This is a genomic window from Bacillus hominis (genome assembly GCF_018332515.1).
Taxonomy (GTDB): domain Bacteria; phylum Bacillota; class Bacilli; order Bacillales; family Bacillaceae_G; genus Bacillus_A; species Bacillus_A hominis.
On record NZ_BOQD01000179.1, the window covers coordinates 1 to 21,548 of the forward strand.

Consider the following 21,548-nt stretch of genomic DNA (forward strand, 5'->3'; position numbering starts at 1 on the left):
TTTTTTATTTTAGTAATATCTATGTACGATTGTTATTTGAAAACATATATAATCTTACAAAATAATCTTAAATATAACAACACATTCCATAGAATTTCCAAAATTTCAATTGTATCATTTTTTTCATATAATGCAATAAAAAACTATTGAATAACTCAAAAAAGCCAATAAAAACACCTATTGGCTTTGAAAATTATTATATCATACATTATTTTCTAATAATATCCATATTGTTCCTTTTCTTCTCTCTTGTCATTTAGTACAACACCAAGCAGTTTACCAGACGCCTTGTCTAAAATTTGTTTTACTTTTACCATTTTATCTTTTTCTGTTTGTTCACTGCGCACGACAAGTATGACTCCATCACATTTGTTCGCAAGTATTTGTGCATCGGTAACCGCAAGAACTGGTGGTGTGTCTATTAAAATAATATCAAACATGTTATATGCTTCTAGTAATACCTCGTCCATTACTCGATTTCCTAACAGTTCTGCTGGGTTTGGTGGTATTGGACCTGACGCCATTAAGTATACATTCTCTATATCTGTCTTTTGAATGCATTGCATTAATTTTGCTTGTCCTAATAATACGTTCGTTAATCCATTAGAATGATGTATTGCAAATAAGTTTTGTATCGTCGGCTTACGTAAGTCAGCCCCAATTACTAAAACTTTCTTTCCTTGTTGACCTAAAACAACCGCTAAGTTTGCAATTGTCGTCGTCTTTCCGTCACCTGGATTTGCTGAAGTGACAATAAGAGATCGAATAGGATTATCTACAGATGTAAATTCAATATTTGTACGAATGTTACGGTATTGCTCTGCAATACGCGATTTAGGCTCTTTATGTGTAATTAATTGTTTTAATGGCTTTCTTTTTTTTCTCCCGAACATGTCCTAGTCTCCTTTTTTAAATGCGACTCCTTCTCCCTATCTCTATATGCTTGATACACACGCCCATTTCATTCACGATCGATATATTACGCTTTTTCCCTACTTATTTCCACTGGTAAATCCGTCCATTCTCTCCCATATCTCACCATACTCCATGCCCTTCTGTTTTGTCCTATATAAAGACCGTAACAATATGACAATAGCTTCATTTCTTTTATACCTTTATCATTTATCTCAAAAACGAGATAAATGATAAAGTAATTATATGGTAATCCAAATTAGTTTACAACTAATTTTCTGACTAGTTTGTATTTTTGTTTTTATATCAATATATATCGTAAATAAAAAAACCTCTTGTACAAATACAAGAAGTTTTTTTATTTTATCTATTCTTTTTTATCACCAATCGCAAATGTAATTTCAGCCTCGCAGGCAACTTCACCATCCACTGTTGCGATTGCTTTTCCTTTTCCAATTGGACCACGTACGCGTGTCATTTCTACTTCTAGGCGTAGTTGATCACCTGGGCGTACTTGTTTTTTGAAACGACAGTTGTCGATGCCTGCGAAGAAAGCAAGTCTTCCGCGGTTTTCTTCTTTCTTTAATACAGCAACTGCACCAACTTGCGCCAACGCTTCTACAATAAGTACACCAGGCATAACTGCATAATCTGGGAAGTGCCCATTAAAGAACTCCTCGTTTGCAGATACATTTTTAATTCCAACCGCTCTTTTTCCCTCATCCACTTCTAATATTTTATCAACAAGTAAAAATGGATAGCGGTGAGGAATGATTTCTTTAATTTGTTCTATATTTAGCATGTAACAATCGCCCCTTTTACAATATTGGTCTTACCACTTGGACATATTGTTATTATCCCATTTTGTTTATTATTTGTCATTATAAAGTACTACTTTACTTCCTATTACAAAAAAATGCACACACTCTATTCCATTAAAATAGTTGCACATTCCAGCAACTGACACGGAGGTAGAAAAGAGTGTATGCCCAAATTAGGGAAAGGCAATATGTATTCAAACATTTTTTGCCTTAATGTCGTATTCGACTCATTATATTACAAACGTTTTCAAATATGAAAATATTAAATTTAACCATATATATGAATATTTTACCTAATTTCTCTATTTTTCTTTATTTATCTTCTATTTTCTCAATAAATTAAAAAAATATACAGATATAAAAAAATAAAAAAGGACTAAGATCGATACCTTAGTCCTTCTCACTTTATCCCGCTTTAACGGGTAGTATGACTCCCACCTCAAAATTCAGCTAAAACAAAGAAGTTAGGCCAAGGTCGCACTACCCGTAAAAACCCGATTGGTGAAAGCTAATAATCAGCGGGGGATACTCCCCACTGATTAAAGTTTCACTTTATTTCAATGCACGACGTGGTAATTTATCGATATTCTCTAACATAATGCCTGTACCAACAGCAACACATTGCATTGGGTTTTCAGCGATTAATACTGGTACCTTTAATTCTTCTGCTAGAAGCATGTCGATACCGTGTAATAAGGCTCCTCCGCCTGTTAGAATAACACCGCGGTCGATAATGTCCGCAGATAGTTCTGGCGGTGTACGCTCTAGTACGCCTTTTGCAGCTTGTACAATGATAGCCGCGTCTTCTTTTAGTGCTTCTGTAATTTCTTCAGAGCATACTGTAATTGTACGTGGTAAACCTGTTACCATGTCACGCCCACGAATTTCAAGCTCTTCACTACGTGCACCTGGGAATACTGTACCAACTTTAATTTTAATATTTTCTGAAGTACGTTCTCCAATTAATAGCTTATACTTACGTTTAACGTAGTTTAAGATCTCCATATCAAACTTATCGCCAGCCATTTTGATAGAGGAAGAGGTAACAATATCACCCATAGAAAGTACGGCAATATCTGTTGTACCTCCACCAATATCAACAACCATGTTTCCGCTTGGCTGGAAGATTTCCATGCCAGCACCAACTGCGGCTACTTTTGGTTCTTCTTCTAAAAATACTGTTTTACCACCTGAACGTTCAGCAGCCTCACGAATTGCCTTTTGCTCTACAGATGTGATATTTGTTGGACAGCAAATTAAAATGCGAGGTTTTGAAAAGAAGCTCTTCACGTCCAATTTGTTAATGAAATACTTTAACATTGCTTCTGTAATTTCGAAATCTGCGATTACACCATCTTTAAGCGGACGAATTGCTACAATATTACCAGGTGTACGTCCCACCATACTTCTTGCTTCTTCACCTACTGCTAATACTTTCCCACTATTACGATCAATTGCCACAACAGATGGCTCATTTAATACAATACCCTTACCTTTAACATGAATTAATACGTTAGCCGTACCTAGGTCAATTCCGATATCTCGCGCAAACATTCCCGTCATTTCCTCCTCGATATTCAAAATCAGGTTACACCCGAATTCTTTTACACCTAATTTCTGATTTTATCATAAATTTAACGGAAACGTAATATTCGCAAAAAGAATTCTTCTGAAAAATATTAGCGAATTTGCAAGGAATGTTTGCTTTCTTATATTTATTGGCGCACAGGGTTTTCTGCATCTTCTTTTCGATACTTTTGCTTTGTTGCTTCTCCTCCTCTTAAATGACGAATAGACTTATGATAATCAAGAATTTCTTTCACTTCATTTGCGAGCTCTGGATTAATTTCTGGCAAACGTTCTGTTAAATCTTTATGGACTGTACTCTTTGATACCCCAAACTCCTTTGCGATTACACGCACTGTCTTTCTTGTCTCCACGATATACTTGCCAATCTTGATAGTTCTCTCTTTGATGTAATCGTGCACACCACTCGCCTCCCTAAATTGGATGTGAGAAGTGTGAAATGAGACTCGCTGCATACGACTATGAAGTAAATGTGAGTGCTGTTTGTAAGCGTTAAACATTCTTGGATTTATAATGAAATGATTCACGATTTCTCACCTCAAACACTCTCTTTGCATTGGTTTATACCATTGTATTGCCCGCACTACTGATATATGCTACATGTTCACTATTTTTGCGGACTAAGTTAAGAAAAATTGCGTTTTTTTGTGAGAAATACGTTAACGATGACAATTATGGCGAAAAAAAGTGACACCTCTTTATAAAAGGTGTCACTCTTCTCTTTCATACTCTTCTTCTAACAACTGATGGTGGGGAACTTCTTTCTTACCAGCAATATAATAATATAAAGCGAATAAAACAAACAATAAAATAATAGCAATCGACAGAACAGATAAAAATGACACAGTATCCCCTCCCTTTTGTAATATATATTCGAGAATCCCGTCATTTTTCCTTGTTATTGCAACTTTTTTCTCGAAATTGATTATTTTTATATAAAGTGAAACTTTAATCAGTGGGGGTTCTCTTCACCCCACTGATTATTAGCTTTCACCAATCGGGCTTTTACGGACAGTTGATCCCCACCTAACTTCTTTGCTTTCGCTAAATTTTGAGGTGGGGGTCTTACTGCCCGTTAATGCGGGGTGAAAATGAAAAAATCAGCTCTCCTAATGAGAACTGATTTTTTCACTTTATTATTCTTGTGAAGAAGAACCGTTAGATGATTCTGTAGAACCATTCGTTGATTTTTCTTCTTTTTGAGATTTCTCATCTTGTTTGCCGTTCGTCTCTTTATCACTAGTCGAACCGCTTGTTGATTTCTCTTCTTTTTGAGACTTATCTTCTGTTTTACTTTCTGGTTTCGTGCTTGTTGACTTTTCTTCTTTTTGAGATTTGTCATCAGCTTTTTTACCAGAAGCATTTGTCGCCTTTGCAGCACCTGCATCAGCTTTAATTTCTGCTACTGATTTATTTAAATAACGCTCAGGGTTCACAGCCACACTGTCTTTACGTACTTCAAAGTGAACGTAAGAACCTGCATCTTTATTCATTGCATTTAGACCTGATTTTCCTAACACTTCACCTTGCGCAACTCTTGCACCTTTTTCTACTTTCACACTGCCTAAGCTTTGATAATATGCTGCTACACCATTTCCACTATCTACTGTTACAACATAACCAAGAAGTGAATCTTTTTCAGCTTTCGTTACTGTACCACTTAAAGCAGCTGTAACATCAAATTCTTTTCCATTTTTCGCAGCAATGTCAATTCCTTTATTTGGGGAATATGTGTTGTTATAAAAGACAAGTGCTTTTTCTTGTTCCGCCTCTGATGCTGCATCTTCATAGAATTTCTTCTGTACTACTACTTCTGCATTTGCTGCAGCTGGCATTTTCACTACTTCTGAAGATTTTGTTACCGGTACTGCTGGATCTTCCGTTTGTGTATACGGTGTTGCTTGATCTTGGTTCGGAGCTTTCTTTGGATTAGCTCCCTGGAACCATAGCGCAACCATTAAGATTACCGCTGCACAAGCAATGTATAGTGCCGGAAACACCCATCTTTTTTGAAATAAATGTACTACTTTTTGCGACTTTTTACTATTTCTTCCTCGCATTCCATCATCACCTCAGCAATCATTTTGAACAATATTCATTCATCCTATACAACCTATAACTAATTACTTTTCGACAAAATATGTAAAAATATGTATAAGAATTGCAGAATTTCCGAGGAAATGATGAAAAAAGAAAAAACTGAGCGTTTAAGCTCAGTTTTTAGTCCATCTGTTTCTTCTTGTATACGATTAAACATGCAATAAGCGAAATAATAAGCCATACTCCAACATTTAGTACATGCCCACTAATACTACTAAACCCAGCTCCATCTGCTAAGCTGTTAGTTGCTTTTACAATATGAGATGTTGGAAGATACTCAATTAGTGTCTTAATTACTTTATTTTCAACCATTGGCTCAAATTGTGCAGCTAAATACATCGTCATCAAAATAGGCATCCCAATCAATGATGTTTGTGGTACAGAAGATGCAAGTAATCCGATCATTGTTCCAAGCACGATAAATAAAATAGTTCCACATAAGAATATCAATCCTACCAATGGAAGATTTATATTTAATTGATCTAAAATGAATAAATTCGCAACACAAATGACCATCGTCAGACCCGCTATTAATAAACTCTTTCCAAGAAGAACTTCAACAGAAGATGCTGGGGATAACATTAACACACGTAGTGTATGTTTTTCTTTTTCTTCTGCAATCACCATAGATTGAACAAAGCCTGCGACAAATAGGAAGGCCATTATAGTAGTAGTGCCTAACATTTCCTTTCCCGCTCCAAATCTGCTAAATAAAAATGAAAGTATAATTGGTAAAAATGCCATTAACAAAACTTGTGAATTTGTCTTAAAATCTTGTACTTCTTTCCGAAAAATAGCTGAAAATCGTCTCATTGAAAATGTCATTATAATCCCCTCCCAGTAACTTCAATAAAAATATCGCCTAGCGTTGGTTCGTGTGAATGAATGGATAGTAATTCGCCTTTTTTCATCCATTCTGAAATGCGTTTTGCACCTAATTCATCTTTTTGTACCGTTTCTTTTTGTTTATCTTTTAACACAACTTGTATTTGATCTTTCGCGTATTGCAAGCGAAGGTTTTCAGGTGTATCAAGCGCTACTATTTCTCCCCCACAAAGGAAGGCAATGCGGTTACAAAGCGTCTCTGCTTCGTCCATGTTGTGCGTTGTTAAGAAAATCGTTGTTCCTTCTTTATTTAAGTCTTTTAAGATTTTATGAATGTTTTGTACGTTTACCGGATCAAGTGCAGATGTTGGTTCATCTAAGAAGAGGATATCTGGTTTATGAAGAATTGCTCTTGCTAATGTGACGCGCTGCTTCATTCCTTTTGATAATTTTTTCACTTGTGTTTTTTTATCATCCAATAAGTTTACTTGTGCTAGCACTTCATCAATTCGTTCTTTTTTGCAATCGTATAAGTCACAAAATAATAGTAAGTTATCATAAATGCTAAGTCTTTCATATAAGCCGCTATTGTCTGTTAAAATACCAATTCGTTTATAATCGATGCTGCTTGGTCCTGTAATGTCTGTACCTAATACTCTTACAGTTCCAACGCTATGAAGCAATTGAGATGTTAATATTTTTACTGTTGTCGTTTTCCCAGATCCACTCGGTCCGAGGAATCCAAAGATTTCTCCTTGCTTCACCTCAATATTTACATTTCGAAGTGCTGTTTTTTCGTTGAAAGTTTTCATTACATCTTTCATTTCAATTGCCAATGTCATTTCTTCATCCCCTTTGTTTTTCTTATATAGATGAAATTCGCTTTCGCAAGTTTCGATTTGGTTGTTTCGCTTTTCTTGACTCAATCATATGAAAAACAAAGGGTTTACGCAGTAAAATACCGGTAAAAGGAGTATTTTTACCGGTGAATGAATCCTATTTTGAGCTTATCGGAGCATTTTTATAGCCCAATTACACCTTTTAATTCATCCATTCGTCCTTTTGAAAGCGGGATTGAACTTTTTCTTTCGTCATCCAAAATTAAGCTGAAACTGTTACGAGTCCAAGTAATCACTTCTCGTACTCTTTGTAAATTAACAAGATACGAGCGATGACATCTAAAGAAACCAAAACCTGTTAATCTCACTTCTAGTTCACTTAATGTTAATGCACATACAAAATCACCTTCACGCACATGAATATGTGTCACTCCGTTTTGTGTTTCAATGAAATGAATTTCCATTGGATCAAGTAAAATGATTTTATCGTTCACTTTCGCTGGTATTCTTTCTAACTTCATTTGCGGAATCATTTGAACGACCTTTTCTTCATCCACCTCTTCAACTTCTTCTTGCTCAATTTCTATCTTTTTCACACCATCTTGATTTAATATGTATACATCTTCCGTTAATGAAAGAGCGTCCGATAAGAAAGATGACGTAATAAAGATCGCCTTTCCTTGTTCTTTCATTTTCATAATCGCTTTTCGAATAATAATCGTACTTTCTGTATCTACATTTTGCTCCGGCTCTTCCAAAATAATTAAATCTGGATTATGAATCATAACTCGCCCGATATGAAGGCGACGTTTCTCTGAAAATGACAATTTTTCTATTTTCACGTTTAATTTATCTAAGAGACCGACATATTGTACTACTTCTTCTATACTCATATGTGATTCATAAAGTCCTAATAAAAATTTGAAGTATTCCTTCACCTTTAAACGATCGTATGCTTCATCCTTCAAAAAACAAAAGCCGATGCGAGAATAATTTTTCTTTCCAATCACTTCACCTTCAAATAGCACGTTGCCAGTTGAAGCTTCTTCCTCACCAATAATGATGCGGTGCAACACTTTAGCTGTATGGTTATTACATTGCAAAACAACACATTGGCTTTTCTCAACTTCCAGATCAATTGCTGGTAGCTGGTTCGTCTTCCCTAATTGTTTCAACTCCAATAACGCCATTCCGTCTCCCCCAAAATAGTTTTTATTTTATTATAACAAACAATTAATGGAAAATTATGATATTTAAAACAAAAGAAAATAGGTGCCAGGAGACCCTGACACCTACTTCTTCACCATCAATTTTCCTTCATAATCATTCATCGTCTTTATTTCAACGCCTTTATAGTAATGAGCGACTATCTCTGTATATTTCTTACCTTCCCCCGCCATACCATTCGCACCGTACTGGCTCATACCAACGCCGTGGCCGAAACCTTTCGTCTTAACGGTGATGGTATCCCCTTCTTGTTTCCACGTAAAGTCTGAAGAGCGTAAATCTAACTTTTCACGAACTTGTTTTCCTGTTAATGTTTTCCCTTGAAACTCTACATCCTTTACTCGTTTTCCTTCCGTAAGGTCTTTAATATTACCAACCTTTCCGTCCGCTAGTATTTTCACACCGAGGCGTTTTTGAAAATCAGCTACTGTAAATGTTTGTTCACTCGTAAATTTCGGAGAGGCTTGATCCCACGGACTATCTACACTCTTTAAGTACGGATAATCATTTCCCCAATAATCAGCTGCATTTTCTGTTCGTCCGTTACTCGTTGAGAAAAAGGATGCTGAAATTGGTTTTCCATCGTACGTTAAAACTTGTCCTGCGGTTTTCGAAACGGCTTCCTCGATTTTCTTTAAATTATTTTCGTAGTTATTACCCCATTGTTTCTTCAATTCCGCTTTGCTTTTGTACACTTGATCCTTCACTGTATCTGTCACGTCCGCATTGTTTTTCTTACCTCCGCTTAGCATACGCTGCACTACAAATGTTCTCGCTGCTAATGCCTGCGCCTTTAGCGCTTCTATTTCAAAGCTGGCATTCATCTCAGAAGCTACTACACCGGCCACATACTCCTCCATAGGTAATGTTTCTACCTTCTTCTGCTGATCACGATATACGGCAACTTGAACCGCTGTATCTACTTTCCCTGGAGCTGGTATACTTTCTATCGCTGGAGGAGTTTTAGAAGCTGCTTCTTCCCCTACTTTTGCTTTCGCAAACGGAATAACAAGAGCAGCAGGTACAATGATAACGAGCGCTATTAAGAGCGCTACTGTAATGAAAAGTGGCTTTGAAAATTTCATCCTATTCCCCCAATATAAAGTGAAACTTTAATCAGTGGGGGGGTTTTGTTCGTCCCCACTGATTATTAGTTGAATCAATCGGGCATTTACGGGCAGCAGGGCTCCCACTTAACTTCTTTGCTTCAGCCGAATTTTGAGGTGGGAGTTTTTCTTACCGTTAATGCAGGATAAGTTGGATTCCTTTCATTCTTATGGGACTACGGGATCTTTTAGAACATACTTGGGGGTATTGGTATAAAGTGAAACTTTGATCAGTTGGGGGCTTGTTCACCCCTCACTAATTATTAGCCCATCCCAATCGGGCATGTGCGGGATAAAACGAAAATTTTCTAAATATTTTTACTGGTACGTGCATAAGTATAGAATTTATTGACTATAACAGTAATAACCCAAAAAAAATAGCCTCTACGTCAAAAGACATAGAGACTATTTCAATTAAGCGTGAAGATCAGAAACTTCTTGTTCTTTCACTTCTTCTACTTTTTCGTTTACACGTTCAATAGTTGCACCTAATGCAGCTAATTTCTTATGGAAATCTACATAACCACGGTCAAGATGTTTTAACTCAGTTACACGAGTATAACCTTCTGATACTAAACCAGCTAAGATTAATGCTGCTGCAGCACGTAAATCAGTTGCGCCTACTTCAGCACCTTGCAAGCTACTTGGACCGTTCATAATTACAGAACGACCTTCGATTTTAATATCAGCATTCATACGACGGAATTCTTCAACGTGCATAAAGCGGTTTTCGAATACCGTTTCTGTAATCATACTTGTTCCATCAGCATGTAGTAATAATGCCATCATTTGTGATTGCATGTCTGTTGGGAAACCTGGATGAGGCATAGTTTTAATATCAACCGCTTTTAACTTATCTGGGCCGATAACACGTACACCTTCATTTTCCTCAATAATTTTAACACCCATTTCTTCCATTTTCGCTGTAATTGAGCGTAAATGTTCAGGCACAGCATTTTCAATTAAGATGTCTCCACCTGTAATTGCCGCTGCAACCATGAATGTTCCTGCTTCAATACGATCAGGAATAATAGGGTGGTTTGCACCATATAATTTCTCAACGCCTTCAATACGAATCGTTCCAGTTCCAGCTCCGCGTACTTTAGCTCCCATTGCATTTAAGAAGTTAGCTAAGTCAACGATTTCTGGCTCTTTCGCTGCGTTTTCAAGGATTGTTGTCCCTTTTGCTAATGTAGCTGCAGACATAATGTTTTCTGTCGCGCCTACGCTTGGGAAGTCTAAATAAATTTTAGCTCCTTTTAGTTCTCCCTCTACGTGTGCCTCAACAAATCCGTTACCAACTTTTACTTTCGCTCCCATTGCTTCGAAGCCTTTTAAATGTTGGTCAATTGGACGTGAACCAATTGCACATCCACCAGGAAGTGCAATACGAGCGCGACCGTTACGTGCTAATAATGGTCCCATTACCTGAACAGATGCACGCATCTTACGTACATACTCAAATGGTGCTTCAATATTTAATTCTTTAGAAGAATCGATTGTTACTTGGTTATTTTCAAATACGACTTCAGCATTTAAATGACGTAATACCTCGTTAATTGTGTATACATCAGATAATACTGGTACTTCAGATAGTACATTCTTTCCGTCACTCGCTAATAGGGCTGCAGCGATTATAGGTAATACAGCATTTTTTGCGCCCTCAACACGCACTGTGCCGCTTAACCGCTTTCCGCCACGGACGATGATCTTTTCCAAATTATTCCCCTCCGTGTCCTTTTTTCAGTATCTATTCACTCAATACTCAGAAGTTATGATCGGTGTGCCAACCACAATTGTATCTTTGTTGTTTGTAGAACGTATTGCTATTTGCACATTTATTTTCTCTCTATTTGTTGAAAGAGCGTCATTCCACTTTTTATTATATGCGGAGACTGATACAAATGCTCTTTCTTCTATCTGTTCGATCGCTCTTGCTGAAAGATCTTTCAAAACCTGATTGGTTTTATTTTGCAAAACACCTTCAATCTTATCATTCAGTACACCTTGAACACAAGTGTAAATTGTAGGTTTTTCACTAAAAATTTTATCCATGTTCTGGACGTACTTCGGGTCCCATTTCGCCCCGCTCACTTCGAAAATAATAAAAGTGTTTTCTTTAGTATTTTCCTTACTCCAAGTTACTACTATTCGTTCTTCATGTGAAGAAGATTTTTTATAGGATGTAGCCTTATATCCATCTGGAGATTGTTCTAATTCCCAACTTTCAATGTTTGCCTCTTCCTTCACATCGTTTAACAGTTTTTGAAACGTATGTATATTAGAAATTGTTTTCGTTTCTCGCGCTAACCATGACCACCGCTCTACTTTTGCATCGTTCTTCTCTAAAGCTGCAATCATGCTCTCCATTTTCTGTTCATCGCTTATTGGTTTCATCTCTTTATATCCAACCAAAAATAAAACAACACTTACGATAACAATAAGAACGGCTTTAAACTTCAATTTCATCCCCTCCTATCCCCATTGTTAACGGAGATATGAGGTTCTATACACTTACTTTACTAAATACGTTAAACTCTTTGAATAGCCTAAATAATCAAGGAAAAAGTTACTTACAGATGTCCCAATTGTAATTGTAATTAGGATGAGTAGTACTCTCGTCTGCATCACTTTCCCAGACTTCATTAAACGCTCAATGTGAATACCTTGTAAGGCCCACCACGTAATGGTAATAAATAATAAATGTGAAACAATGGCAATCAGTGCTTGTTGCCCTAAAAGATGTGCCAAAAAATCGACCCCTTTTTTTGCTTGGCTACTACTTACGCAAAATGGAAAAAACGATACCATAAATAAGTAGGAGCCACACTTTTTCACACGCAAATAAGCATCTTACATTTTACATCGTAATTTTCTGTTAAAAAACATATACCTATAGATGTTTTCATTTGCTGTTACTCCAAAATAAAAAGCGCAGAGTACGGACTCTACACCTTTTATTTTTACTATTGTACCACGTTACCTAAGAAGAAGAAATCTTTCATTAATGGAAAATATTCATAGAAAAAATTGTAACCAATCATCGGCATAATCCCTAGTATTACAATCGAAATTGCACAAAGACTCATGACAATCTTTATATTTAACGGTAACTGAATTTTCTCGTCTGCCTCTCCAGTACGGAAAAACATTTGCTGTAATATCTGGAAATAATATATGAATGAAATAACCGTCGTCCCCATCATAATAGAAGCTAATACGTAATGAGCTGGTTCTACATGAAGTGCTCCTAAAAAGATATTAATCTTTCCAATGAAACCCGCCGTCCCTGGTATCCCGGCCAAAGATAAAATAAAAACAGTCATCACTATAGCTGTAAATGGTGATCGTTTGTATAACCCGGCGAAAATCGTCATATTTTCCTTATCACTTTGTAAGATTAATCCGTGGATAATTGCGAATGCCCCTATGTTCATAAGCATATACGCAAGCATATAAAACCACATACTATCCATCGTGAATGGTGATAATGCCACAAGAGGCACGAGCAAATATCCAGCGTGTGCGATACCCGAATAGGCAAATAGACGTTTTACATTGTATTGTTTTAATGCTACTACGTTCCCAACAATCATCGTAATACTTGCTAGCACCGCAATGTATATGCTCATACGCCCGTATAAAGATTGTGCGTCTCCTTGGATTTCCACACCTGCAAAAACCATTAGGAACAGGCGAGTAATGAGTAAAAACCCGGCAATTTTAGAAATTGTTCCAAGAAAGGCAGTGACAGGTGTAGCGGCTCCCTCATATACATCTGGTGCCCACATATGAAATGGCACTGTTGCAATTTTGAACGAGAGTCCAACGAGCAAAAGTAGAAATGCAAGAGCTAACAATAATTGAATGCTACCAGCCAGTTCCCCGGTAAATACCTTTTGCATTTCCACTATGTTGGTCGACCCTGTAATACCGTATAAGTAGCTCATTCCAAAGAGCGTAATTGCTGTTCCAATGCCTCCGTTAATGACGTATTTCATCGCTGCCTCATTTGATGCGCGGTTTCTCTTTCGGATTCCTACTAGAATATACGAAGAAAGCGAGAGCAGTTCTAAACCAACGAACAATGTGATGAAATCAACGCTAGAAGCCATGAACATCGCTCCTAGGAGCGCCATTAAAAACAAGTAATAATATTCTCCTTTGTCTTGAATAGGCTCCTTCTTGTCATCGCTTATTGCCATACATAAAACGAGAGCTGCTCCGCCTAACAACAACGTTTTAAACCCTTTTGAAAATCCATCTAGCACAAACGATCCATTTAAAATATCTCCTGCCGGTTCGCTGTATAGCGAGATTAATGACACTATCGCTAACAAGACAGCGGCAATTGCACTAATGGCTACGTACCTATGGTTCAGCTTAAAAAACAAATCACATATGGAAAGGAGGATGGCAGCCCCGAGAATAATGAATTCTGGTACCATGAGATGCCATGATAAGCTAAATAACGTGTTCATATCCATCCTACTTCACCCCCAATGTTTTCAATGTATTTTGAAGCGGATCCCCTAGTAGTTCTGGCATTACTCCAATTGCAATAATACAAACGATAAGCAATATAACAGGGACGTACTCCCATCCGTGTATATCAGATTTCGCTTCCCATTCTTTCTTACCAAATGTCACTTGAAGTGTCGCTCTTAATACGTATACAGCGGTTAAAATAATTCCAAGTACACCGGCGGCGGCGATAACCGGCTTCCCTTGGAACAAACCGAGAAAGGCAAGGAATTCGCTAACAAATCCAGACATGCCTGGCATTCCAAGCGATGCCATACCTCCCGCTAGGAAGAAGCCGCTAAGCACTGGAACACTTTTTGCGAGTCCACCAAGTGCTGTAATATCCGACGTCCCGAAACGCTCTTCAATGATGCCAAGTAAGAAAAAGAGCAAGGCTGCAATTAAACCGTGAGACACAACTTGGAATAGCGCCCCTTGTGTACCTGGTGCATTTAACGCCGCAAGCCCCATTAAAACAATTCCCATATGTGAAATACTCGAGTAAGCAAGTACCTTTCTAAAGTCCGTTTGAATGAGTGCTAGGAAGGCCCCATACAATAAATTAATTACCCCTAAAATCGCGATTAGCGTTGCAAACTCACGAAAGTATTCTGGGAATAGCCCCTTCCCGAAGCGAATCATACCGTACGCGCCAATCTTCAGCAAAACCCCCGCATGAAGCATAACTACAGCAGGATGCGCTTCTATGTGCACATTGACCATCCAGCGATGCAAAGGGAAAACAGGGAGTTTAATCGCAAAGGCAACCATTATGGCAAGAAATAAACCGAACTGTAAGCTACTCGAGACAATGGGTCCTCCCCCAGCAGCTACACCCGTTAATATCTCTTTAAGCTCCGTAATATTCGTCGTACCTGTTTTCGCAAATAAAACCGAGAAAACGATGAGTAAAATAGCTGAGCCAATACCGTTATATATTAAATAACTATATGCAGCCTTTTCACTCGACAATTTCCCCCACTTGCCAATTAATAAAAACATTGGCGGCAACGTAATTTCAAAGAAGATGAAGAACAGCATTAAATTTTGAGCAGCGAAGACACCGAGCATCCCTATTTCTAGCATGAGTAACAGCATGTAGAATGCTTTCAAATTTCTTTTAATGGAAAATGCCGCAATAGCTGCAAGCATCGCTAGAAGGGCTGTGAGCACCATCATTACAAGCGATAAACCATCAATACCAAGCTCGTAATAAATTGAAAACCACCTGTTGTCCACTGCTGTGAAATCCCCAAATTTAATCCATTTCACTTTTTCATCAAATATCGATAAACTCTTTCCTGAAGCGTATGTACAAGCGAGGACGATAGCAATTCCAAATGGAAGCGCCGTTCCGAATAAACCAAGCGCCTGCACTGTACGCGATTCTTTTTTCGGCGTTAATATAAGTAAGAGAATTCCTAAAAGCGGGGAAAAAATGAAGAACGTTAACAACAAATCATTCATCGTAAATCCCCTCCCGTATATAGCAAAATAATGACGAGTAATGCGAGTGAAACTGCTGTTACAGTGCCATATACTTGTACATTCCCGTTTTGAAGTTTCGACCCTATGCTGCTCGCACCTTTAACCAAACTTCCAATTAAAACTGCGATTCCTTCTACAACGTATACTTCAAATAAGCGAAGCACATGAGCGATCCCCTTCGTAATAGGAAGCACCGTCACATTGTATAGTTCATCCACATAATATTTTTCTTTCAGGAGATTATGAAGGAAGGATCCTTCTCCTCCAGCCCAATTCCTTGCGATAGTTTTCTTTCCATATATGAAATATGCGAGGGCAATTCCCGCTAATGAAACGAGCGTCGCAACAACCATAATCCAAACAGGTCCATGCACTTCCTTCACCTGGAATCCTATATCTTTCGTAAGCCAATCCCCAAGAAACGTCCCGAACCACGGTGTATTTATATAGCCTGCTACTACTGCAAGAACACCAAGGACAATCATCGGATACGTCATGGTGCGAGGTGATTCATGCACCTCTTCCTTCGTCTTCGTTTCCCCTGTAAAGACAAGAAAGTATAGACGGAACATATAAAATGCTGTTAGAAATGCCGCAATTACCGCTAAAACGAATAGAAAGTAATTGCCATTCATCCAAGCCGCCGCTAAAATTTCATCTTTACTAAAAAATCCGGAAAGGAGAGGAACACCACTAATTGCAAGTGTGCCTATTAAAAATAGTGCACCGGTTACTTTCATCTTTTTCTGTAAACCGCCCATTTTATTAATGTTTTGCGTATGGACTGCATGAATTACACTTCCTGCTGCCAGGAACAATAATGCTTTAAAAAAGGCGTGTGTCGTTAAGTGAAAGATACCAGCTACATAACCAGCAGAGCCTAGCGCAAGCATCATATACCCGAGCTGACTAACTGTAGAGTAGGCAAGAACCCTCTTAATATCAGTTTGCACTAGACCAATAGAGGCCGCAAAGATTGCGGTGAAAGCCCCAACGATTGCCACAGTTTGCATAGCTACCGCACTTGCTGAAAATAGCGGGAACATCGTCGCTACTAAATATACGCCGGCTGCAACCATCGTTGCCGCGTGAATAAGCGCTGAAACAGGCGTCGGTCCTTCCATTGCATCTGGCAACCATGTATGAAGCGGGAACTGACCCGATTTCCCCATCGCACCGATAAAAATTAATATCGCCGTTATTGTAATCATAGAAGGAGAGAGGTCGCCCGTATGAATCGCTTTAAAAATCGCGTCATATTCAAAACTACCTGCTTGCCAAAAAATTAAAATCATCCCAATAAATAGCCCAACATCTCCAATGCGTGTCATAATAAAAGCCTTTTTCGCAGCAGCCTTCGCTTCTTCTTTAAAGAAATAAAAACCGATAAGTAAAAACGAACCAAGGCCGACTAACTCCCAAAATATATAAAGCTGTAATAAATTCGTCGATATAACAAGCCCTAACATCGCAAAGGTAAAGAGTCCTAAATATGCGTAAAAGGTTGGTAATCTGGCGTCGCCTTTCATATAACCTTTCGAATACACATGTACAAGCAGACTCACAAGCGTAACGATAAATAACATTAAAGCTCCTAATGCAGTCACTTCAAAGCCGAATGATATATCCACATCTCCAGCTCTAAGCCACACCCACTTATGCTTCACGCTTGCTTCTGAAAACCTTTCTATTAATACAAGTACCGCAAGTATGAAGGAGAGAAAGACGAAAAAAATACTAAGTACGCTGCTTCCTTCTCTAATTTTCTTCCCGAATATAATAAGTAACAAAAACGAAACGAGTGGGAAAAGCGGTATGAGCCATGCATAATCGATCATTGTTTCCTTCCCCCTTTTTCGGTCACAATGCTATCCTTTGAGTGTATCCATCTCATCTACATGAACTGTCGGGCGATTACGGTACAAAGCAATCAAAATTGCAAGCCCTACCGCTGCCTCCGCTGCCGCTACAGACATCGTAAATAGCGAAAAAATTTGTCCTGTTAAATTCGGAAACAGGCCTAATTTACTAAACGCTACTAAATTTAAATTGGCGGCGTTTAGCATCAACTCGATACAAACTAATACAATTACCGTATTTCGCTTTGTTAAAGCTCCGAATAAGCCGATGCAAAACAAAATAATCGCAAGTGTTAAATAAGCAGAAGCCGGAACGCTACTCATGGGAATCCTCCTCCCCTTCATCCTTCTTCGCCAGTATAATTGCCCCTACAAGTGCTACAAGTAAAATAACTGAGGTTAACTCAAATGGAATAATATATTTTGAATAGAGAAGTGTACCGATTTGAAGTGTGTTGTTTTCATGGAGAGGTAAACTTCCTTGTGTGCTTTGATTTGAAAAATCGATACTATTAACAGCGAAATACATAACCGCTCCAAATGCTACAACCGCAAAGAAGATAATCCATTTTCGAAGAGTAAGACGCGATTCATTTTCCGCGTTATGTTTCGTTAACATAATGCCAAAAATCATAATAATTGTGATTGCACCAGAGTAAAGTAAAATTTGTGCAACACCGATAAACTCGGCTGATAAAAGAAAGTACAAACCTGCAATGCTGAGGAATGTAAGAACGAGAGCTAGCATCATATGCATTACTTTCGTTAAGTTCAACATAAGAACACCGCCGATAATTGCAGACAAGGATAGTATAAAGAATGCTACAAACTCGCCATTCATGCTTTATTCTCCTTCCTGACGTTCTCGTCGTTCTCATCAAGCCACTGCAAATTTTTAAATAAATCATCACGTGAATACTCTGCGAGTTCAAAGTTATTTGTCATTACAATCGCCTCTGTCGGGCAAACTTCTGTACATAAATCGCAAAGAATACAAATTTCAAAATTAATATCGTACGTGTCGATAATTTTTCCTTTTTTCGTAGGATCAGGATGTTTTTTCCCCGTTAATTGAATGCAATCTGTCGGACAAATGTTGGAACACTGATTACAAACAATACATTTCTCCGGATAAAACTTTTGAATACCCCGAAATCGGTCTGGTAATGGCAACGGTTGATTCGGATAATCATACGTCACTTTTTTCTTACTCAAATTACTAAGCGTATATTTTAACCCTTTAAATAGTCCTTTCATCTCTTACTGGCACCCCCTTCATAGATTAAAAGAATAGCTCCTTAATCAATGCCGTTAAGAAAATATTTGCAAGTGCAATTGGTAATAATACTTTCCAGCCAAACTCCATTAACTGGTCACCTCTTATACGCGGGAACGTAACGCGGAACCAAATTAATAGAAAGACCACACTGCTGAATTTCAAAGCAAACCATACGGCTCCTGGAATAAATCCAAGGAACATAACTGGATTCCATCCGCCTAAAAAGAGTACCGTAATTAAAGATGCCATTCCGAAGAAATATACATACTCTGAAAGCATGAAAAACGCCCAGCGAAACCCTGAGTATTCCGTATGGTATCCAGAAACAAGTTCTGACTCTGCTTCCGGTAAATCAAACGGCGTCCTATTTAACTCTGCAACTGCCGCGATTAAGAAAATAACGAAACCGATTGGCTGTACGAAAATGTACCATACCTTCTCCTGCGCCACTACAATTTCATTCAAATTAAGACTACCAGCTAGTAAAACGACACCAATTACACTCATTACAAGTGGAATCTCATAAGAAATCATTTGCGCTGCCGCACGCATCCCTCCTAAAAGGGAATATTTATTATTTGATGCCCACCCCCCAGTTACAACTCCGATCGTCGTAATCCCAGAAACAGCAATGTAATACAGTAATCCTACTCCAATATCCGCGAACTGAAATTTATCAGTAAACGGGATAACCGCAAGTACCATAAATGCTGGTGCGAATGCAATAACAGGCGCTAATATAAACAACGGTTTATCAGCAGCTTTCGGAATGCTATCTTCTTTTAATAATAGTTTCAAAACATCAGCTACCGTTTGGAGTAAACCGAACCTGCCCCCAACTTGGTTTGGTCCAATCCGTCCTTGCATAAATCCCATCACTTTCCGTTCTGCCAAAATACCGTATGTAACGAAGCCAAGGACTGCAAATAATAGAAGCACCGCTAATCCGAAAAAAATGAAGAAATTCGTCCAGCTTGAAGGTGATTGTAAGAGCGTCTCAATCATTAGCCGTCAACCTCCCCAAGTACAATATCAACCCCACCTAAAATCGTAATTAAATTGGCGATGTTTTCACCTTTCAATAACTTCGATAAGATTTGCAAATTATAAAAAGACGGTCTGCGGAATTTCAAACGGTATGGCTCTTTCTTTCCGTCACTAGCGATATAGCAACCAATCTCCCCGCGTGGTGATTCTATACGGACAAATGCTTCCCCCTTAGGCGCCTTAATAATTTTCGGTACTTTCGCCAGTACCGCTCCGTCCTTCGGAAACTGCTGAACTGCTTGCTCTACAATTTTTAACGACTCCTCAATTTCCTCCATTCGGCAAACGTAACGATCCCAAGCATCTCCCACGCTTCCAACAGGAATATCAAAATCAAAACGATCATAAATCGAATACGGCTCATCTTTGCGAAGATCCCAATTTACTCCGGTGCACCGCAAATTCGCTCCGCTTAAAGAATACGAAATTGCTTCTTCTGCGCTATATATACCAACGCCCTTTACACGATTTAAGAAAATTTCATTACCGCTAACAAGGTCGTGGTAACCCGCCAATTGCTCTCTCATATACGGAACAAACTCTTCCACTTTTTCAATCCAGCCATCTGGCGCATCCCACTTCACACCGCCGACTCTCATATAGTTAAAAGTAAGCCGTGCACCGCATAATTCATTTAATAAATTTATAATCATCTCTCGTTCACGAAATGCGTACAAAAACGGACTGACCGCTCCTATATCAAGAAGATTTGTACCCCACCAAACGAGGTGACTCGCAATCCGTCCAAGCTCCATCGCAAGCACCCGTAAGTATTCAGCACGCTCCGGAATCTCAAGCCCCATCATCGTCTCTACAGCATGGCAAATGACGTAATTATTCGTCATTGCTGATAAATAGTCCATTCGATCTGTATACGGGATAATTTGTGTGTACTGCAAGCTCTCAGCGATCTTTTCTGTTCCGCGGTGCAAATACCCGATAACTGGTGTAGCCTCTTTAATAATTTCCCCATCAATCTTAATTACAAGCCGAAACACACCATGTGTACTCGGGTGTTGCGGCCCTACATTTAAGAGCATCTCTTCCGTACGGATCACAAGCTACACCTCCACATCATACGGTTCATAATCTTTCCTAAGCGGATACCCTATCCAATCATCCGACATTAAAATACGAGATAAATTAGGATGACCTTTAAACACAATACCAAGCAAATCATACGCTTCACGCTCCGGCCAATCTGCCCCTTTCCAAAGCGGCGTCACCGATTCTACTTGCGGTGCTTCCCTATCCAGCTTTACCTTCACTGCTACTGACTGTTTCTTTCCATATGAAAATAAATGAACATATACTTCCATATGTGTCACAAAATCTGTCCCATGTAGCTCTGACATATAATCAAAAGCAAGTCCCTCATGGAATCGTAGCAATTCCATCACCTCATAATATTTTGAAAGCTCCACCACAAGCGTTGGAACATCTTTTGAAAGCTTATTAATATAGGAATCTACTAATGCATATTCCCCTATCTTCTCCTTAACAACCTCCACATAGCGATTTAAATACGGTTGGTTAACTGATGGTTCTTCCTGATTCGGCTCGTCGTCCTTCTTACTTTCAGTTCCCTTTGCCTTCGCCCTTGCCGCCGCTGCCGCTTTTGCTTTTGCGGCTGCAATTGCCTTTGCTTTCTCATCTCCAGAATCCCCGTCGCCTTGTGAGGATTTCTGCTTCGCTAATGCCGCTGCTTTCGCTTTTGCGGCTGCTACCGCCTTCGCCTTCGCTTTGGCTTTTTCTTCGTCCGTTACTTCTTCTGTTCCTTCTCTCTTCTGCTTCGCTAATGCCGCTGCTTTTGCTTTTGCAGCTGCTGCCGCCTTCGCCTTCGCTTTGGCTTTTTCTTCGTCCGTTACTTCTTCTGTTCCTTCTCTCTTCTGCTTCGCTAATGCCGCTGCTTTTACTTTTGCAGCTGCTGCCGC

22 protein-coding genes are annotated in these 21,548 nt (G+C 38.7%); all 22 read right to left on the minus strand.

Annotation, left to right across the window (positions count from 1 at the left end; genetic code table 11):
- Positions 1–215: 215 nt before the first annotated feature.
- Complete coding sequence (locus KI356_RS17890; protein WP_212936036.1) at positions 216–893, minus strand: CpsD/CapB family tyrosine-protein kinase; 678 nt, start codon at positions 891–893, stop codon at positions 216–218.
- A gap of 386 nt (positions 894–1,279) precedes the next feature.
- Positions 1,280–1,714 carry a 3-hydroxyacyl-ACP dehydratase FabZ gene (gene fabZ, locus KI356_RS17895; RefSeq protein ID WP_000931959.1) on the minus strand — a complete coding sequence of 145 codons (435 nt, stop codon included), beginning with the start codon at positions 1,712–1,714 and terminating at the stop codon, positions 1,280–1,282.
- A 571-nt stretch (positions 1,715–2,285) separates the two neighbouring features.
- Entirely contained in the window at positions 2,286–3,287 is a 1,002-nt protein-coding gene (locus tag KI356_RS17900) for a rod shape-determining protein (RefSeq protein WP_002123831.1), read from the minus strand.
- Positions 3,288–3,448: 161 nt separating this feature from the next.
- A complete protein-coding gene (spoIIID, locus tag KI356_RS17905; RefSeq protein WP_212936037.1) occupies positions 3,449–3,721 on the minus strand; it encodes a sporulation transcriptional regulator SpoIIID in 273 nt (90 codons plus the stop codon).
- A 309-nt stretch (positions 3,722–4,030) separates the two neighbouring features.
- The gene (locus KI356_RS17910; RefSeq protein WP_002016211.1) at positions 4,031–4,165 is read right to left on the minus strand and encodes a hypothetical protein; all 135 of its coding nucleotides are present in this window, start codon (positions 4,163–4,165) and stop codon (positions 4,031–4,033) included.
- Between the two features lie 291 nt (positions 4,166–4,456).
- A complete protein-coding gene (spoIIQ, locus tag KI356_RS17915; RefSeq protein WP_212936038.1) occupies positions 4,457–5,380 on the minus strand; it encodes a stage II sporulation protein SpoIIQ in 924 nt (307 codons plus the stop codon).
- A 160-nt stretch (positions 5,381–5,540) separates the two neighbouring features.
- Complete coding sequence (locus KI356_RS17920; protein WP_212936039.1) at positions 5,541–6,245, minus strand: ABC transporter permease; 705 nt, start codon at positions 6,243–6,245, stop codon at positions 5,541–5,543.
- Positions 6,245–7,087: an ABC transporter ATP-binding protein gene (locus tag KI356_RS17925; protein WP_212936040.1), complete on the minus strand. Its 843-nt coding sequence runs from the start codon at positions 7,085–7,087 to the stop codon at positions 6,245–6,247. The genes KI356_RS17920 and KI356_RS17925 overlap by 1 nt, the downstream gene beginning before the upstream one ends.
- A 179-nt stretch (positions 7,088–7,266) precedes the next feature.
- Positions 7,267–8,274 (minus strand): LytTR family transcriptional regulator DNA-binding domain-containing protein, encoded by a 1,008-nt coding sequence (locus KI356_RS17930; protein ID WP_212936041.1) that lies wholly within the window; start codon positions 8,272–8,274, stop codon positions 7,267–7,269.
- A 102-nt stretch (positions 8,275–8,376) separates the two neighbouring features.
- The gene (spoIID, locus tag KI356_RS17935; protein WP_212936042.1) at positions 8,377–9,396 is read right to left on the minus strand and encodes a stage II sporulation protein D; all 1,020 of its coding nucleotides are present in this window, start codon (positions 9,394–9,396) and stop codon (positions 8,377–8,379) included.
- Positions 9,397–9,831: 435 nt separating this feature from the next.
- The gene (murA, locus tag KI356_RS17940; protein WP_002123823.1) at positions 9,832–11,136 is read right to left on the minus strand and encodes a UDP-N-acetylglucosamine 1-carboxyvinyltransferase; all 1,305 of its coding nucleotides are present in this window, start codon (positions 11,134–11,136) and stop codon (positions 9,832–9,834) included.
- A 39-nt stretch (positions 11,137–11,175) separates the two neighbouring features.
- Positions 11,176–11,880, minus strand: coding sequence for a YwmB family TATA-box binding protein (locus tag KI356_RS17945; RefSeq protein ID WP_205685970.1), 705 nt, complete (start codon positions 11,878–11,880; stop codon positions 11,176–11,178).
- Between the two features lie 51 nt (positions 11,881–11,931).
- Positions 11,932–12,168 carry a DUF1146 family protein gene (locus tag KI356_RS17950; RefSeq protein WP_002113021.1) on the minus strand — a complete coding sequence of 79 codons (237 nt, stop codon included), beginning with the start codon at positions 12,166–12,168 and terminating at the stop codon, positions 11,932–11,934.
- 215 nt (positions 12,169–12,383) lie between these two features.
- A complete protein-coding gene (gene nuoN / locus KI356_RS17955; protein ID WP_369009431.1) occupies positions 12,384–13,898 on the minus strand; it encodes an NADH-quinone oxidoreductase subunit NuoN in 1,515 nt (504 codons plus the stop codon).
- Positions 13,899–13,905: 7 nt separating this feature from the next.
- Positions 13,906–15,408: an NADH-quinone oxidoreductase subunit M gene (locus KI356_RS17960; protein WP_212936044.1), complete on the minus strand. Its 1,503-nt coding sequence runs from the start codon at positions 15,406–15,408 to the stop codon at positions 13,906–13,908.
- A complete protein-coding gene (gene nuoL / locus KI356_RS17965; RefSeq protein ID WP_212936045.1) occupies positions 15,405–17,267 on the minus strand; it encodes an NADH-quinone oxidoreductase subunit L in 1,863 nt (620 codons plus the stop codon). The genes KI356_RS17960 and nuoL overlap by 4 nt, the downstream gene beginning before the upstream one ends.
- 30 nt (positions 17,268–17,297) lie before the next feature.
- A complete protein-coding gene (gene nuoK, locus KI356_RS17970) occupies positions 17,298–17,612 on the minus strand; it encodes an NADH-quinone oxidoreductase subunit NuoK (RefSeq protein WP_000100081.1) in 315 nt (104 codons plus the stop codon).
- Positions 17,605–18,129, minus strand: coding sequence for an NADH-quinone oxidoreductase subunit J (locus tag KI356_RS17975; protein ID WP_001012819.1), 525 nt, complete (start codon positions 18,127–18,129; stop codon positions 17,605–17,607). The genes nuoK and KI356_RS17975 overlap by 8 nt, the downstream gene beginning before the upstream one ends.
- Positions 18,126–18,545, minus strand: coding sequence for an NADH-quinone oxidoreductase subunit NuoI (gene nuoI, locus KI356_RS17980; RefSeq protein WP_000677191.1), 420 nt, complete (start codon positions 18,543–18,545; stop codon positions 18,126–18,128). The genes KI356_RS17975 and nuoI overlap by 4 nt, the downstream gene beginning before the upstream one ends.
- A 25-nt stretch (positions 18,546–18,570) precedes the next feature.
- Positions 18,571–19,572: an NADH-quinone oxidoreductase subunit NuoH gene (gene nuoH / locus KI356_RS17985; RefSeq protein ID WP_212936046.1), complete on the minus strand. Its 1,002-nt coding sequence runs from the start codon at positions 19,570–19,572 to the stop codon at positions 18,571–18,573.
- Complete coding sequence (nuoD, locus tag KI356_RS17990; protein WP_212936047.1) at positions 19,572–20,672, minus strand: NADH-quinone oxidoreductase subunit NuoD; 1,101 nt, start codon at positions 20,670–20,672, stop codon at positions 19,572–19,574. Before nuoD ends, nuoH begins: the two co-directional genes overlap by 1 nt.
- Before the next feature lie 3 nt (positions 20,673–20,675).
- Positions 20,676–21,548 (minus strand): NADH-quinone oxidoreductase subunit C (locus tag KI356_RS17995; protein ID WP_212936048.1); only part of this gene is annotated, 873 nt, incomplete at its 5' end.